Origin of the sequence: Microbacterium sp. Leaf320, from assembly GCF_001423485.1 — a bacterium.
GTDB lineage: Bacteria > Actinomycetota > Actinomycetes > Actinomycetales > Microbacteriaceae > Microbacterium.
In genome coordinates this window covers 139,385-153,689 of sequence record NZ_LMOD01000001.1, presented here as the reverse complement: position 1 = coordinate 153,689, position 14,305 = coordinate 139,385, and the positions used below count along the sequence as shown (strand labels likewise).

The 14,305-nt window shown below is 66.8% G+C and carries 11 protein-coding genes; 9 read left to right on the top strand and 2 right to left on the bottom strand.

Annotated features, from left to right (window positions below; translation table 11 throughout):
• Window positions 1-6 precede the first annotated feature (6 nt).
• Window positions 7-417: a RidA family protein gene (locus ASF63_RS00725; RefSeq protein ID WP_056508469.1), complete on the top strand. Its 411-nt coding sequence runs from the start codon at window positions 7-9 to the stop codon at window positions 415-417.
• A gap of 93 nt (window positions 418-510) precedes the next feature.
• Window positions 511-2,037: a L,D-transpeptidase family protein gene (locus tag ASF63_RS00720; protein ID WP_056508467.1), complete on the top strand. Its 1,527-nt coding sequence runs from the start codon at window positions 511-513 to the stop codon at window positions 2,035-2,037.
• A gap of 183 nt (window positions 2,038-2,220) precedes the next feature.
• Here the strand turns inward: ASF63_RS00720 and ASF63_RS00715 are convergent, their stop codons facing one another.
• A complete protein-coding gene (locus ASF63_RS00715; RefSeq protein ID WP_056510073.1) occupies window positions 2,221-4,440 on the bottom strand; it encodes an NADP-dependent isocitrate dehydrogenase in 2,220 nt (739 codons plus the stop codon).
• 177 nt (window positions 4,441-4,617) lie between these two features.
• On the opposite strand from ASF63_RS00715, the gene ASF63_RS00710 reads away from it, so the two are divergent.
• The 7 genes from ASF63_RS00710 to ASF63_RS00680 all read left to right on the top strand — a co-directional run bounded on the left by ASF63_RS00710 (window position 4,618) and on the right by ASF63_RS00680 (window position 13,308).
• Entirely contained in the window at window positions 4,618-5,076 is a 459-nt protein-coding gene (locus ASF63_RS00710; RefSeq protein ID WP_056309050.1) for a GNAT family N-acetyltransferase, read from the top strand.
• Between the two features lie 210 nt (window positions 5,077-5,286).
• The gene (locus tag ASF63_RS00705; protein WP_056508465.1) at window positions 5,287-6,300 is read left to right on the top strand and encodes a LacI family DNA-binding transcriptional regulator; all 1,014 of its coding nucleotides are present in this window, start codon (window positions 5,287-5,289) and stop codon (window positions 6,298-6,300) included.
• Between the two features lie 124 nt (window positions 6,301-6,424).
• Window positions 6,425-7,732, top strand: a complete 1,308-nt coding sequence (locus tag ASF63_RS00700; protein WP_056508462.1) for an ABC transporter substrate-binding protein — start codon at window positions 6,425-6,427, stop codon at window positions 7,730-7,732.
• 59 nt (window positions 7,733-7,791) lie between these two features.
• Window positions 7,792-8,757, top strand: coding sequence for a carbohydrate ABC transporter permease (locus ASF63_RS00695; protein ID WP_056508459.1), 966 nt, complete (start codon window positions 7,792-7,794; stop codon window positions 8,755-8,757).
• Window positions 8,757-9,644, top strand: coding sequence for a carbohydrate ABC transporter permease (locus tag ASF63_RS00690; protein ID WP_082477760.1), 888 nt, complete (start codon window positions 8,757-8,759; stop codon window positions 9,642-9,644). Before ASF63_RS00695 ends, ASF63_RS00690 begins: the two co-directional genes overlap by 1 nt.
• Complete coding sequence (gene yicI / locus ASF63_RS00685) at window positions 9,644-11,878, top strand: alpha-xylosidase (RefSeq protein WP_056508457.1); 2,235 nt, start codon at window positions 9,644-9,646, stop codon at window positions 11,876-11,878. Before ASF63_RS00690 ends, yicI begins: the two co-directional genes overlap by 1 nt.
• Window positions 11,875-13,308, top strand: coding sequence for a GH1 family beta-glucosidase (locus tag ASF63_RS00680; protein WP_056508456.1), 1,434 nt, complete (start codon window positions 11,875-11,877; stop codon window positions 13,306-13,308). Before yicI ends, ASF63_RS00680 begins: the two co-directional genes overlap by 4 nt.
• Before the next feature lie 48 nt (window positions 13,309-13,356).
• Here the strand turns inward: ASF63_RS00680 and ASF63_RS00675 are convergent, their stop codons facing one another.
• Window positions 13,357-14,178, bottom strand: coding sequence for a hypothetical protein (locus ASF63_RS00675; protein WP_056508454.1), 822 nt, complete (start codon window positions 14,176-14,178; stop codon window positions 13,357-13,359).
• Window positions 14,179-14,305 lie beyond the last annotated feature (127 nt).

Sequence of the window (14,305 nt, the reverse complement as noted above, 5' to 3'; positions counted from 1 at the left end):
GGTCGCATGACTGCGAAGATCCGCGTTTCGACCGACGCCGCCCCCGCTCCCGCCCACACGTTCTCCCAGGGCATCCGCAAGGGTCCGATCGTGCAGGTCTCCGGCCAGGGCCCCGTCGACCCCCAGACCAACGAGTACCTCTTCCCCGGCGATGTCGCCGCGCAGACCACTCGCACCCTCGAGAACGTCAAGGCCATCGTCGAGGCCTCCGGCGCCACGTTCGACGACGTCGTGATGCTGCGCGTGTACCTCACCAAGCGCGAGGACTTCTCGATCATGAACGATGCGTACGGCGACTTCGTCACGGCCCACACCACCGGCGGCGTGCCGCTGCCGTCACGGACCACGGTCTTCACCGGTCTCCCCCGCGAAGAGATGCTCGTCGAGATCGACGGACTCGCCGTCGTCACGGACTGAGCGACGCGGGATTCGCACCGACCTGTGGACCGTTGCCTCCCCGTTACCTGCGATCGCGTAGCATATCGCTAAGGACACGTGAGAAACCGGGGGGTGAAGTTCGTGACCGATCTGATCTCAGCGCAGGATGCGAAGACCGAGAAGCTGACCGAGGCGACCGCCTCCGGCGACCGGTCGACCGTTGCAGCGCCCACGCACTCCGGCGACGATACGCCCACCGACTCGATGCCGCCGAACGGCGGTGACCCGGAGCTCGCCTGGGCACCCATCGAACCCGCTCCCAAGAAGAAGCGCCTCGGCCTGTGGATCGGCCTCGGGGTCGGCGTCCTGGCTCTCGGAGCAGGCGCTGCGTCGATGATCCTCATCGCACCGGGAACGACCGTCGCCGGAATCCCCGTGGGCTGGCTCACGCCCGGCGCCGCAGCGGACACCATCCAGGCGCACGTCTCCCAGACCGAGATCACACTCACCGGCGCAGGCGATGACGCCGTGCTCACCGGGGCAGATCTCGGCGCCACCATCGACGCGACCGCTCTCGCCGATCAGGCTTTCGCCGAACGACCGCTCTGGAACGTGAGCATGTGGATGGGCGACCCCGTCCCCGCCGAGATCACCCTCGACCCGGAGAAGGCGGACGCCGCACTCCGTGAGGCAGTCCCTTCGAGCTTCGAAGATCCCCTCGACGCCGGCGTCGTGTTCGATCCGGCGACGGGCGCCTACGTGATCACTCCCTCTGCGACCGGCACCGCCGTCGACGTCGACGCGCTCGCCGCCGCCATGGTCGACACCATCGCCGACGGCGGCAGCAGCGTCGAATTCCCCGGCGACCCTGCTGAGGCCGCACCTGCCGTCACCGACGAAGACGCCACGACCGTTGCGACGTCGCTGAACACGATGCTCGGCACGATCGGCTTCTACATCGGCGAAGAGCGCACCGTCCCGGTGGATGCCGCGACCGCCTCGACGTGGTTCTCGGTCGTCGACGAAGACGGCGAGCTTCGCATCGTCGCCGACGAGACCGCGATCCAGGCCACGATCGCCGGGCTTCCCGCGGCGGTCGACCGCGCTCCCGTCAACGCGACGAACATCGTCGACTCAGCGGGAAAGATCCTCCGTACCGAAGCCGAAGGCGTCAACGGACGCGCACTCGGGGACACGTCGAACCTCGCTTCCGAGGTCGCGTCGAAATTGGAGGCGGGAGACGGAGTCATCCCGATCACGGTCTCCGAGACACCGTTCGAGTCCGTCAACCTGGTTCGCAAGATCGATGTCGATCTGGGATCTCAGACGGCGACTCTCATCGAGAACGGCGCCGTGGTGCGGTCGTGGAAGATCTCGTCGGGGAAGAGCGCGACACCCACCGACACCGGAAACTTCAAGGTCTACGCGCACGTGCGTATGCAGACGATGAAGAGCCGCGAACCGGACGGCTCGATCACCGAGACGCCGAACGTCCCGTGGGTCACGTACTTCAACGGAGACGAGGGCTTCCACGGCACCTACTGGCACAACGCCTTCGGATCTCCGCGCAGCCACGGTTGCGTGAACATGCCGATCGACGTCGCCAAGTTCGTGTACGAGTGGTCGCCGGTCGGCCTCGAGGTCTCGGTCCACAACTGATCGCCGAGCTCCGCTGATCCGAGGCATCGGGTCTTCTCTTCTCAGGGGCGACGCGCGATCGATGATTCCTCGTCCGCGGGTCCCCGCAGCCGGTACAGGAATCTTCTGACGCGGGGCCGAGTCTCCTCTGAGAAGACGCGAAAAAGGGCCGGATGCTCACGCATCCGGCCCTTTCTGCTGTCGTCAGCTCAGCGCGTCGACGATGCCGTTCAGCGTCGCGGACGGGCGCATGACGGCCGTGACGAGCGCGTCGTCGGGGCGGTAGTACCCGCCGATCTCGACGGCCTTGCCCTGCACGGCGTTGAGCTCGGAGACAATCGTCTCCTCGTTCTCGGCGAGCGTCGCGGCGATCGGAGCGAACGCCGCTGCGAGGTCGGCGTCCTTCGTCTGCGTCGCCAGCTCCTGCGCCCAGTACAGTCCCAGGTAGAAGTGGCTGCCGCGGTTGTCGATCGTGCCGAGTGCGCGACCCGGTGAACGGTCCTCTTCGAGGAAGGTGCCGGTTGCGGCGTCGAGCGTCTCCGCGAGGACACGCGCCTTCTCGTTGCCGGTGCGGTCGGCGAAATGCTCGAGCGACGCGGCGAGAGCGAAGAACTCGCCCAGCGAATCCCAGCGCAGGTAATTCTCCTCGACGAGCTGCTGCACGTGCTTGGGAGCGGATCCGCCGGCGCCGGTCTCGAACAGGCCGCCGCCCGCGAGCAGCGGCACGATCGAGAGCATCTTGGCACTCGTGCCGACCTCGAGGATCGGGAACAGGTCGGTCAGGTAGTCACGCAGCACGTTTCCGGTCACCGAGATGGTGTCGAGGCCGTGACGCATGCGCGCGAGCGTATAGCGCGTGGCCTCTTCGGGGGCGAGGATCGTGATCGTCAGGCCCTTGATGTCGAGCGTGGCGAGTCCCTGGTGCACCTTGGCGATGATCTGCGCGTCGTGCGAACGGTTGGCGTCGAGCCAGAACACGGCGGGGTCGCCGGTCGCACGAGCACGGGAGACGGCCAGCCTCACCCAGTCCATGACAGGGATGTGCTTGGTCTGGGTGGCGCGCCAGATGTCGCCGGCGCCGACCTCGTGCTCGATCAGCACGGTGCCCTCGCTGTCGAGCACCTGGACGGTGCCCGCGGCGGCGATCTCGAACGTCTTGTCGTGGCTACCGTACTCTTCGGCTGCCTGCGCCATGAGGCCCACGTTCGGGACCGTTCCGATCGTGGCGGGATCGAGCGGGCCGTTCGCGATCACGTCGTCGATGACCGCCTGGTAGACGCTCGCGTACGAGGAATCGGGGATGACCGCGAGCGTGTCGGCCTCGCCGCCGTCCTTGCCCCACAGCTTGCCGCCGTTGCGCACGAGCGCGGGCATCGAGGCATCCACGATCACATCGCTCGGAACGTGCAGGTTCGTGGTGCCCTTGTCGGAGTTCACGTACGACAGGCGCGGTCCCTCGGCGATCGCCTTGTCGAACGCGGCGGCGATCTCGTCGCCACCGGCGATGTCGCCGAGGCCCGCGAGGATCGAGCCGAGACCGTCATTGGCGTTCAGACCCGCAGCGGCGAGCTTGTCGCCGTACTGCGCGAACACGTCCTTGAAGAAGGTGCGAACGACGTGACCGAAGATGATCGGGTCGCTGACCTTCATCATCGTGGCCTTGAGGTGCACCGAGTACAGGATGTCGTCGTTCTTGGCCGTCTCCAGCGTCTCGGCGAGGAAGGCATCGAGGTGCGCGGCCGACAGGAACGTGGCATCGATGATCTCGCGCGGCAGGACCTTCAGCCCCTCCTTCAGGACCGTCACGGTGCCGTCAGCGGCGGTGTGGCGGAAGCTCAGGACGTCGTCGTGTGCGGCGACCCAGGAGCGCTCGTTGTGCTTGAAGTCGTCGTGACCGAGCGTCGCCACGCGGGTCTTGGACCCTTCCGCGAACGGCTTGTTGCGGTGCGGGTGCTTCTTGGCGTAGTTCTTCACGGCCAAGGGGGCGCGGCGGTCGCTGTTGCCCTCACGGAGCACCGGGTTGACCGCGGATCCCTTGATGCGGTCGTAACGCGCCCGGACGTCCTTCTCCTCGAGCGAGGACGGCTCGTCGGGGAAGTCGGGGATGTCGTACCCCTGCGACTGCAGTTCGGCGATCGCGCCCTTGAGCTGCGGAATCGAGGCCGAGATGTTCGGAAGCTTGATGATGTTCGCCTCGGGCAGCGTGGCGAGGCCACCGAGTTCGGCGAGCGAATCGCCGACCTGCTGCTCGGGCGTGAGCTTCTGCGGGAACGCCGCGAGGATGCGGCCGCCGAGCGAGATGTCGCGGGTCTCGACCTCGATGCCCGCCTGACCCGTGTAGGCCTTGATGATCGGCAGGAAGGAAGCGGTGGCGAGTGCCGGTGCCTCGTCCGTGTAGGTGTAGATGATGGCGTCGTCGGTCACCAGGAGGTTCTCCGTTCGCGAGGGCATATTTGTCTCGATACCAAGATACCTGAGCACCCCCGGGCGCGTGGGCGCCCGGCGATGCCGAGGCGCGCAGCACTCCGTCATTCCGGGTCATACCCGACGAATACTCCCTGTTTCTGGGTGGGATGCCTCGGGAGGGGTTAGCCTGTGTTCATGTCCGAACTGCGCATGGTCGAACTCTCCGCTGCGACGATCGTCGCCGTGAACAACCTGTCGCTCAAGCCCGGACAGGAGCAGTTCCTCGCTCCGGTGTCCTACGGCATCGCGGCGACCGTCATCAATCCGCAGACCTCCTGGCAGCGGGTCGTGCTCGACGGCGACCACGTCGTCGGGTTCGTCAGCGCCAACTTCGATGCGGAGGCTCCCGAGGAGCACTTCCGCTCGGTCCTGTGGCGTATCAACGTCGATGCCGAGGGCCAGGGCAAGGGCGTCGGGCGCTTCGCGGTGGAGAGCCTCCTCGAAGAGGCCCGTGCCCGCGACTTCGATCACGTCAACGTCATCTATGAGGCCGGCGAAGACGGCCCGGAGGCGTTCTTCCTGCGCGTCGGGTTCACGCCGGTCGGCGAGACCGAGTACTCGGAAGTCATCGCCCAGATCCGCATCACTTCGTAGACCGGCGGCGGGGTCTCGAATCCCCTCCCCCATCGAGGCCCCGTCGCCCTGTCCGGTCTTTCGTGGGAACGCTCCCGCGCTACCGATCCTCGATTTGTTGTGATCAACCACAAAAGTCTTGCTTTCGGCGAGCAGGAGTGCCTATCATCGCTCCAGAGGCGCAAGCGAAACGCTTCGACGATTCACACGACAAGCGACGATGGAGTCCTGATGACGACGATCCACCAGGTGGCCGAGGCCGCCGGCGTATCGATCAGCACGGTCTCCTATGCGCTGAGCGGCAAGCGACCAGTGTCGGAGAAGACCCGACGCCGCATCGAGGACGCGGTGCAGACACTGGGCTACGAGCCGGATGCGGGAGCACGGATGCTCGCAGGACGCCGCACTCACATCTTCGGCCTGACCGAGCCGCTGCGCGCCGACACGCACGCACCGACGCACATGGCCTTCGTGCTCGCGACCGCCGTCGCTGCTCGTCGCCGCGGCTACGACATCCTCCTGCTCACCGATGAGCAGGCGTCTGAGGGCATGAATCGCGTGGCCGCGAGCAACCTCGTCGACGCCATCCTCGTGCTCGACGTCGCCCCGGACGACGAGCGGGCCGACATCGCCCGTTCGGTGCACTCCCCCTCGGTCTTCATCGGGATCCCTGACGACGCGCAGGGCCTCACATGCGTCGACCTCGACTTCGAGGCTGCGGGACACCTCGCCGTGGATCGGCTCGCGGATGCCGGCCACACCGCCGTCACGCTGCTCGGGCAGACCGAGGTCTCCTATCGTAAGTCGAACTTCCCCCGTCGCCTCCTGCGTGGAGTGCAGAGCCGCACGAGCGAGCGAGGCCTCACCCTCGAGTGGGCGACGACCGGACTGACCACGACTGAAGCATCGGCGGTACGCGCCGCTGTCGTGCAGGCGCTCGATCGAGGCGACCGCGCGTTCATCGTCCACGCCGTCGGCGACGTGCATGAAACGCTTCTCGAGACTCTCTCCGCCCGCGGACTGAACGTCGGGGAGGACGTCTCGGTGATCTCCGCAGCGGCGTCCTTCGATACCTCGGCTCTCCCGGTGCCGATAGACACCATCCCGCTCGTGCCGCAGCAGTCGTGCGAACTCGCGGTGGATCTCGCCGTCAGACACCTCGAGGAGCCGGGCATGCCCGCGCAGATCCATCTCATCCCTCCCGAGTATCACCCCGCCGGTTCCGTGACTCGCGCACGCGAGTGACCGCGGACGGAACAGACTTCCGCACCGCCGTTGTCGAAACGCTTCGACGACGTCGTCCTCATAACTGAACACCCGACCCACCGATGTGTCCGCCCCCAGGGCCACCGAGAAAGGAGTGCCGACGATGGCACGCAACATCCGCAGGACGAAGACGTTGGCGGCTCTCGCCGCCCTCACCGTGACCGGTATCGCGCTGAGCGGCTGCACCACCGGATCGTCCGACGAGGGCGGTGACGGGCAGACCCTCAAGCTCTGGCACTACGAGGGCGCTGACAGCGCGATGGGCAAGGCCTGGGCCGAGGCGATCGCCATCTTCGAGGAGGAGACCGGAGCGACGGTCGAGTTCGAGGAGAAGTCCTTCGAACAGATCCAGAAGACCGCCAGCCAGGTGCTCGACACCGACGCCGCACCCGACCTCATGGAGTTCAACAAGGGCAACGCGACAGCCGGCTTCCTCGCCTCCACCGGACTGATCGCCGACATCTCAGACGCTGTCGACGAGTACGGCTGGGACGAGAAGCTCGCGCCGTCGCTGCAGACCACGGCGAAGTACTCGGAAGACGGCGTCATGGGCGGCGACACCTGGTTCGGCATCCCGAACTACGGCGAGTTCGTCGGCGTCTACTACAACCAGGACGCATTCGCTGCGGCAGGACTCGAGATTCCCACCACCTACGAGGAGTTCGTCGACGTGCTCGACGCATTCGTCGCGCAGGGCGTCACACCGCTCGCGGAGGCGGGCGCAGAGTATCCCCTCGGCCAGCTCTGGTATCAGCTCGCGCTGCTCGAGGGCGACCGCGGCTTCGTCGATTCGTACCAGCTCTACGACGGAGAGGTCGACTGGCAGGGCCCCGAGGTCACCTCGGCGACCGAGACTCTCCAGGAGTACATGGATAAGGGATACATCGCCTCGGACGTCTCGTCGGTGAAAGCCGAAGACGCCGGCGTCTCGTTCATCAACGGCACTTCACCGATCTTCGTGTCGGGTTCGTGGTGGTTCGGTCGCTTCGTCTCGGAAGCCACGGGCTTCGACTGGACGATGGAGGCCTTCCCCGGGGCGGATCTGTCGCTCGGCTCATCCGGCAACCTCTGGGTCGTCCCCGAGAACGCTGCGAACAAGGAACTCGCCTATGAGTTCATCGACATCACGATGCGCCCGGAGATCCAGGCGATCATCGGCAACAACGGTGGCCTTCCCGTCGCCGCAGAGACCGCGGACATCACCGACGAGAAGAGCGCAGCCCTGATCGAGACCTTCAACGGCGTGCTCGATGCCGATGGGCTCTCGTTCTACCCGGACTGGCCCGCCCCCGGCTTCTACGACGTGATCGTGCAGGAGCTGCAGGGTCTGATCACCGGTTCGCAGGACGCCGAGACCACGAACAAGAACCTCGGCGAGCAGTACGACGAGGGCACCTCGGAATTCCGTTGATCCACTCGCGGGGGCGGCGGCCGCACGGCTCCGCCCCCGCATCCTCCTGGAGGTGAACAATGTCACTCGTAACACGCCGCGAGGGCCGCGCGAAGCTGCCGCCCGAAGAGCCGTCCATCCCGCAGCGCAGCGGCGGGACCGGGGCCTACTGGATGTATCTGCTGCCCGGCTTCGTGCTGCTGCTCGTCGTCGTCATCGTCCCGCTGATCTGGAACGTGTACCTGACCTTCACCAAGTGGAAGGGCGTGCGCACGCCGGAGTTCATCGGTCTCGAGAACTGGCAGAAGATCCTCACCGACAGCGACTTCTGGACATCGTTCACGAACTCGGTGTGGATGATCATCGCGATGGTCGTCGTCCCGACCATCGTGGGCCTGATCGTCGCCGCCCTGCTCTTCGACGTGGTCGGGCGCAAGTTCGGCGGCAAGGTCGGCAGCTTCCTGCGTGCCACGTACTACCTCCCGCAGATCCTCCCCATCGCGGTCGCCGGCATCGTGATCGGCTGGATCGTCCGTCCCGGCGGCGACGGCGCGCTCAACCAGATCCTCGCGTGGTTCGGCATCCCCGCCTACGACTGGCTCGGCCAGATGCCCTCAGCCCTCATCGTGCTGATGGTCGTCATGGTGTGGGTGCAGCTCGGCTACCCCGTCGTCGTCTTCATGGCGGCGCTGCAGCGGGTGGACCCCGAACTCTACGAGGCGGCCGAGCTCGACGGCGCGAACTGGTTCCAGCGGTTCTCCTCGATCACGATGAGCATCATCCGCCCCGAGATCTTCGTCGTGACGCTGACCTGCACGATCGCCGCACTGAAAGTCTTCGGGCCCGTGTACATCATCACGCGCGGCGGCCCGGCCGGCGCGACGCTCGTCCCTGCCTATTACGCGTACCAGGAGTTCTTCACCAAGCGGAACGTGGGCTACGGCGCGACGATCGCGACGGTGCTGACCATCGTCGTGGTGATCGTGTCGATCATCTTCATCCGCGTCCAGAACTCCCTCGAGCGCAAGGAAAGGGCAGGTCTGTGATGCACGCCACCACCGCCATCGTCACCGGAAAGCCGTCCAAGACCCGTCCCCGCGGCGGGATGACCAAGAAGCGTCCGATCGACTGGCTGATGCTCGCCCTCGTCGTGATCGGCGCCCTCCTGGTCATCGCGCCCTTCTACCTCGTGCTCGTGAACTCCTTCAAGTCACCCGTCGACTATGCGACGTCCGGTCCTCTGGCGTTCCCCGAGACGCTCGACTTCGGCGGGATCATCAAGTTCTGGGAGCGCGTGAACTTCCCCGAGAAGGTCTGGAACTCGATCTTCATCGCCGGCATCGTCTCGGTGCTCGCCGTGGTGATCTCGATGCTGAACGCCTTCGCGATCGGCATCGGCCGTGTGCGCGGACGCAGCTGGATCGTGCTGCTGTTCCTGCTCGCGAACCTGCTCCCGCAGGAGGCGCTGCTCTACCCGCTGTACTACATGTTCAAATCCGTCGGCCTGTACGACAACGTGTGGTCGGTCATCATCGTCTTCACCGTGATCCAGGCGGCCTTCGGTACCTACCTGCTGTCGTCGGTCTACGGCACGTTCCCGAAGGAGATCCTCGAAGCGGCATCCCTCGACGGAGCGAGCCGCTGGCAGATCCTCTGGCGCGTCGTCTTCCCCATCAGCCGTCCGACGCTGTCGGTGCTGCTGATCTTCTTCTTCATCTGGACGTGGAACGAGTTCCTAATCCCGCTGACGTTCCTCGCCTCGAACGCGAACCAGACGGTGCCCGTCGCGATCAGCGTGCTGCAGGGCGACCGGCTGATGGACGTCACCACGACGAGCGCCTCAGCGCTGCTCGGCATCATCCCCACGCTCATCTTCTTCCTCATCTTCCAGCGCACCCTCACACGCGGCATCACGGCAGGAGCAGTCAAGTAATGAAGTTCACCGACGGGTTCTGGCAACTGCGTCCAGGCGTCACCGCGCTCTACGCGCAGGAGGCCTACGACATCACCGAGACCAGCGACACCCCCGACGGACCAGGCATCGTCATCACGGCGCCCACCATGGTGATCGCCAAGCGCGGCGACACCCTGAACCGCCCGGTGCTGACGACGACGCTCTCCTCCCCCGCGGAAGGGATCGTGCGCGTGCGCATCGCGCACCACGAGGGTGGCCGCTGGCATGGGGGGTTCGGCCTCCCGGGAGCAGGATCCGGCGAGGCATCCGTGTCGATCACAGAGGCGGGCGGCGTCATCGACGCCGGTTCGCTCGTCGCACGGATCACGCCGGGTGCGCCCTGGGGCCTCGCATTCGAGGTCGACGGCAGACGCGTGACCGGAAGTGGACACAAGGCCCAGGGATACGTGCGACTCGCCCCGGACGCGCAGGTCGACGCCGGCATCGTCGACAATGCCCGACAGGGCGGTTCGACCCCGAACGGATCCGTCTTCGTGCACGAGCAGCTCGACCTCGGAGTCGGCGAGCTGATCTACGGCCTCGGCGAGCGCTTCGGTCCGCTGGTGAAGAACGGCCAGTCTGTCGACATCTGGAACGCCGACGGCGGAACCTCCAGCGAGCAGGCATACAAGAGCATCCCGTTCCACCTGTCGAATCGCGGCTACGGCGTGCTCGTGAACGACCCCGGTCATGTCTCTTACGAGATCGGCTCGGAGTCCGTCGAGCGCGTGCAGTTCTCGGTGTCGGGCGAAGTGCTCGAGTACTTCGTCATCGCGGGCCCCACCCCCAAAGAGGTGCTCGGGCGCTATACGGCCCTCACCGGACGACCGCCGGTGGTGCCCGCCTGGTCGTACGGCCTGTGGCTGTCGACGAGCTTCACGACCGACTACGACGAGCAGACCGTGAACTCGTTCATCGACGAGATGGCGGCGCGCGAGCTGCCGGTGTCGGTGTTCCATTTCGACTGCTTCTGGATGCGCGAGTTCCAATGGTGCGACTTCGAATGGGACCCGCGGGTGTTCCCCGACCCCGAGGGCATGCTCTCGCGGCTGCACGAGAAGGATCTGCGGGTCTGCGTGTGGATCAACCCGTACATCGCGCAGCGCTCGCCCCTGTTCCGCGAGGCCGCCGATCAGGGATTCCTGGTCAAGCGGCCCGATGGCACCGTCTGGCAGTGGGACCTCTGGCAGGCGGGGATGGGACTCGTCGACTTCACGAACCCGGCTGCGACGGCCTGGTACCAGGGGCACCTTCGTCGGCTGCTCGACCAGGGCGTCGACTGCTTCAAAACCGACTTCGGTGAACGCATCCCCACAGAAGTCGTCTGGGCGGACGGCTCGGACCCCGAGCGGATGCACAATCTGTACACCGACCTGTACAACCGGGCGGTGCACGACGTTCTGACCGGTGCACGCGGGGCGGACGATGCGGTGCTCTTCGCCCGTTCGGCGACGGCCGGCGGACAGAGCATGCCGGTGCACTGGGGCGGCGACTCGACCTCGACGTACACCTCGATGGCGGAGACGCTGCGAGGCGGACTCTCGCTGGCGCTCAGCGGCTTCGCCTTCTGGAGTCACGACATCGGCGGATTCGAGGGGACGCCGGATGCCGGTGTGTTCAAGCGCTGGACGGCCTTCGGCCTGCTGGGCTCGCATTCCCGGTTCCACGGCTCCAGCTCATACCGCGTTCCGTGGGCGTTCGATGAGGAGGCGGTCGACGTGACGAGGGGCTTCACGCACCTCAAGATGCAGCTCATGCCGTACCTCTATCAGCAGGGCATCGACGCCTCACGCACAGGCATCCCCTTGATGCGACCGATGCAGCTGGAGTTCCCCGACGATCCGGCGGTCGGCTACCTCGATCGGCAGTACATGCTCGGGTCGAGTCTGCTCGTCGCCCCGGTGTTCTCGGAAGACGGGAGCGTCGAGTTCTATCTGCCTGAGGGCGAATGGACGTCGCTTCTCACGGGCGAGACCGTGACGGGCGGCGGATGGCGCCGTGAGACGCACGGCTTCGAATCGCTGCCGCTCTACGTGCGCCCCGGCACTGTGCTCCCGTGGGGTTCGCGCACCGACAAGCCCGATTACGACTATCACGACGGCCTGAAGCTGCGTGTCTTCGCCGGCGGTGAAGGCACCGCGACCGTGACCGTGACAGGCCCTGATGGCGAGTCGAAGACGTACTCAGCAGATCTGTCGGAGGTGACCGGATGACTCTCACCCCCGCCGATGACTACCGCGGCAGCGGTCTCCTGCTCCCTGAGGGATTCCTCTTGGGCTCGGCGACCGCGTCGTACCAGATCGAAGGAGCAGCAGGCGAGGACGGCCGGACGCCGTCGATCTGGGACACCTTCAGCCGAACACCCGGAAAGGTGTGGAACGGCGACACGGGCGACGTCGCATGCGACCACTACCACCGCGTCGATCAGGACCTCGACCTCATGGCGGACCTGGGCCTCGAGGCCTACCGGTTCTCCATCGCCTGGCCGCGGATCGTGCCGGCGGCCGATGGGTCGGTGAACCAGTCGGGGATCGACTTCTATTCGCGGTTGGTCGACGGTCTGCTCGAACGCGGCATCCGCCCGGTGGCCACCCTGTATCACTGGGATCTTCCGCAGTACCTCGAGGATGCCGGCGGGTGGACCTCTCGCGCCACGACCGACGCTTTCGAGCAGTACGCCTCGATCATGGGCGCGGCGCTCGGCGATCGCGTGCAGACCTGGACGACGCTCAATGAGCCGTGGTGCTCGGCCTACCTGGGCTACGGTCAGGGAGGTCACGCACCGGGGCGCCACGAACCGGCATCCGCTCTCGCTGCGGTCCATCACCTCAACCTCGCTCACGGGCGCGCGCTGCAGGCGCTGCGCGCCACGTCGACCGGCGACCCTGACTACTCTGTGACGCTCAACTTCCATGTGCTCCGCGGTCAGGGCGACGGGGCGGACGAGGCGGTGAGGCGCATCGACGCCCTGGCGAATCGGGCGTTCACGCACCCGATGCTCCGCGGCGAGTACCCGCCCGATCTTCTCGACGACACAGCGTCGGTCACCGACTGGTCATTCGTGCACGACGGAGACCTCGCGACCGCCAATCAACCGATCGACGTGCTGGGCGTGAACTACTACTCCACCGCGACAGTGCGGCTGTGGGACGGGGTCTCGGAGAAGCAGCAGAACGACGGCCACAAGGGCGCGGCAGGCGGAACGGCGTGGCCGGGAAGCGATCGACTCGTGGAGTTCGTCGAGCAGCCGGGGCCGTACACCGCGATGGGCTGGAACATCGCGCCCGAGGGGCTCGAGGAGCTGCTCGTCTCGCTGTCCGAGCAGTTCCCCGGGCAGCCGCTGATGGTCACCGAGAACGGCGCCGCGTTCGATGACGCGGTCGCCGAAGACGGCTCCGTCCGCGATCCCGAGCGCACCGACTACCTGCGGCGGCACTTCACCGCGGCGCACCGTGCACTTGAACGCGGCGTCGACCTGCGGGGCTACTTCGTGTGGTCGCTGCTCGACAACTTCGAATGGGGATACGGCTACGCCAAGCGGTTCGGCATCGTGCGCGTCGACTTCGACACGCTCGAGCGCACGGTGAAGGACTCCGGCCGCTGGTACCGCGAGCTCATCGCCTCACGCACGATCGGCGCCTGACTCCGGAAGAGCACGACCGGCCGCCGTCGCCCTACTCGGAGGCGGCGGTCAGCGCTTGTCGGGGCGCTTGCGGGCGTCAGGCCGCTTGCGTGCGTTCCAGGCAGCGAGCGCGGATGCCGCGGCGCCCGCCGCACGATCGATGGCGTCAGCAGAGCGGCTGATCATGTCCTGCGCGGCATCCTGCCAGGCCGACGCCGGCTGCGGCGCCTCGCCCGCCTGGACCCTCGCGGAATGCTCCGCGGCTTCGAAGGCGCGCTCGAGGTCGGCCACCGCATCGCGATACGCGGCGTAGTCCGTGGCGCTGACGCGACCGGTGGCCAGCCTCCGGGCCTCGACCGCGTGCCCGGCAGCGCGGAGGTACTCGGCCGTGGCCGGCTGCTTGACGTCGGTCATGGCCGGGTAGGCGATCTGGAGCCCGGCGTCGGTCTCGTACCGCATCCAACGCACGACGATCGCGTCATGCTGCGCCTGCAGCCGTTCGAGCGGACGCGGTGCGGATGCCGCAGGGATCGCCGCACGCGCGGCGCTGAGACGAACCTGCTTGGCACGGACGTCGGCATTCGCGGCCTTCGCGTCGTGCTCCTTGGCACGGAGCATCCTCTTCGCCCCGGCGACCTGTTCGGGTGTCGCGCGGCGCGCACCGCGCTCGGCCGAGATGCGAGCGACGTCGGCTCTGGCCAGTTTCACGGCCATCCGTCGTTCGACAACCGCCTGCTGCGCGGCCTTGAGATCGTGGCGGGCGGCGTCGTACTCGAGTCGGCGCCCGCTCTTCGTGCTGCGGCGACGGAGCCCGACCGCGCCGGCGACAGCTCCACCCGCGGCGACGGGCGCGATCCACCACAACTCGACGGCGAGCAGCAGCGGGTCCATACTCCGATGCTACCCAGACCGGCGCATCACCGCTCCGGCGGCCCGACAGGACGGCCGTCGAAGAATGACCGAGGCCGCGACCGATGGACGGTCGCGGCCTCGATATCAGGCACGGGCTCGTAGGCCC

Excerpts from the sequence above, each read along its gene's own strand:
- ASF63_RS00725 (WP_056508469.1), top strand. The coding sequence starts at position 7 with ATGACTGCGAAGATCCGCGTTTCGACCGACGCCGCCCCCGCTCCCGCC.
- ASF63_RS00710 (WP_056309050.1), top strand. The coding sequence starts at position 4,618 with ATGTCCGAACTGCGCATGGTCGAACTCTCCGCTGCGACGATCGTCGCC.
- ASF63_RS00705 (WP_056508465.1), top strand. The coding sequence starts at position 5,287 with ATGACGACGATCCACCAGGTGGCCGAGGCCGCCGGCGTATCGATCAGC.
- ASF63_RS00700 (WP_056508462.1), top strand. The coding sequence starts at position 6,425 with ATGGCACGCAACATCCGCAGGACGAAGACGTTGGCGGCTCTCGCCGCC.
- ASF63_RS00695 (WP_056508459.1), top strand. The coding sequence starts at position 7,792 with ATGTCACTCGTAACACGCCGCGAGGGCCGCGCGAAGCTGCCGCCCGAA.
- ASF63_RS00690 (WP_082477760.1), top strand. The coding sequence starts at position 8,757 with ATGCACGCCACCACCGCCATCGTCACCGGAAAGCCGTCCAAGACCCGT.
- yicI (WP_056508457.1), top strand. The coding sequence starts at position 9,644 with ATGAAGTTCACCGACGGGTTCTGGCAACTGCGTCCAGGCGTCACCGCG.
- ASF63_RS00680 (WP_056508456.1), top strand. The coding sequence starts at position 11,875 with ATGACTCTCACCCCCGCCGATGACTACCGCGGCAGCGGTCTCCTGCTC.
- ASF63_RS00675 (WP_056508454.1), bottom strand. The coding sequence starts at position 14,178 with ATGGACCCGCTGCTGCTCGCCGTCGAGTTGTGGTGGATCGCGCCCGTC.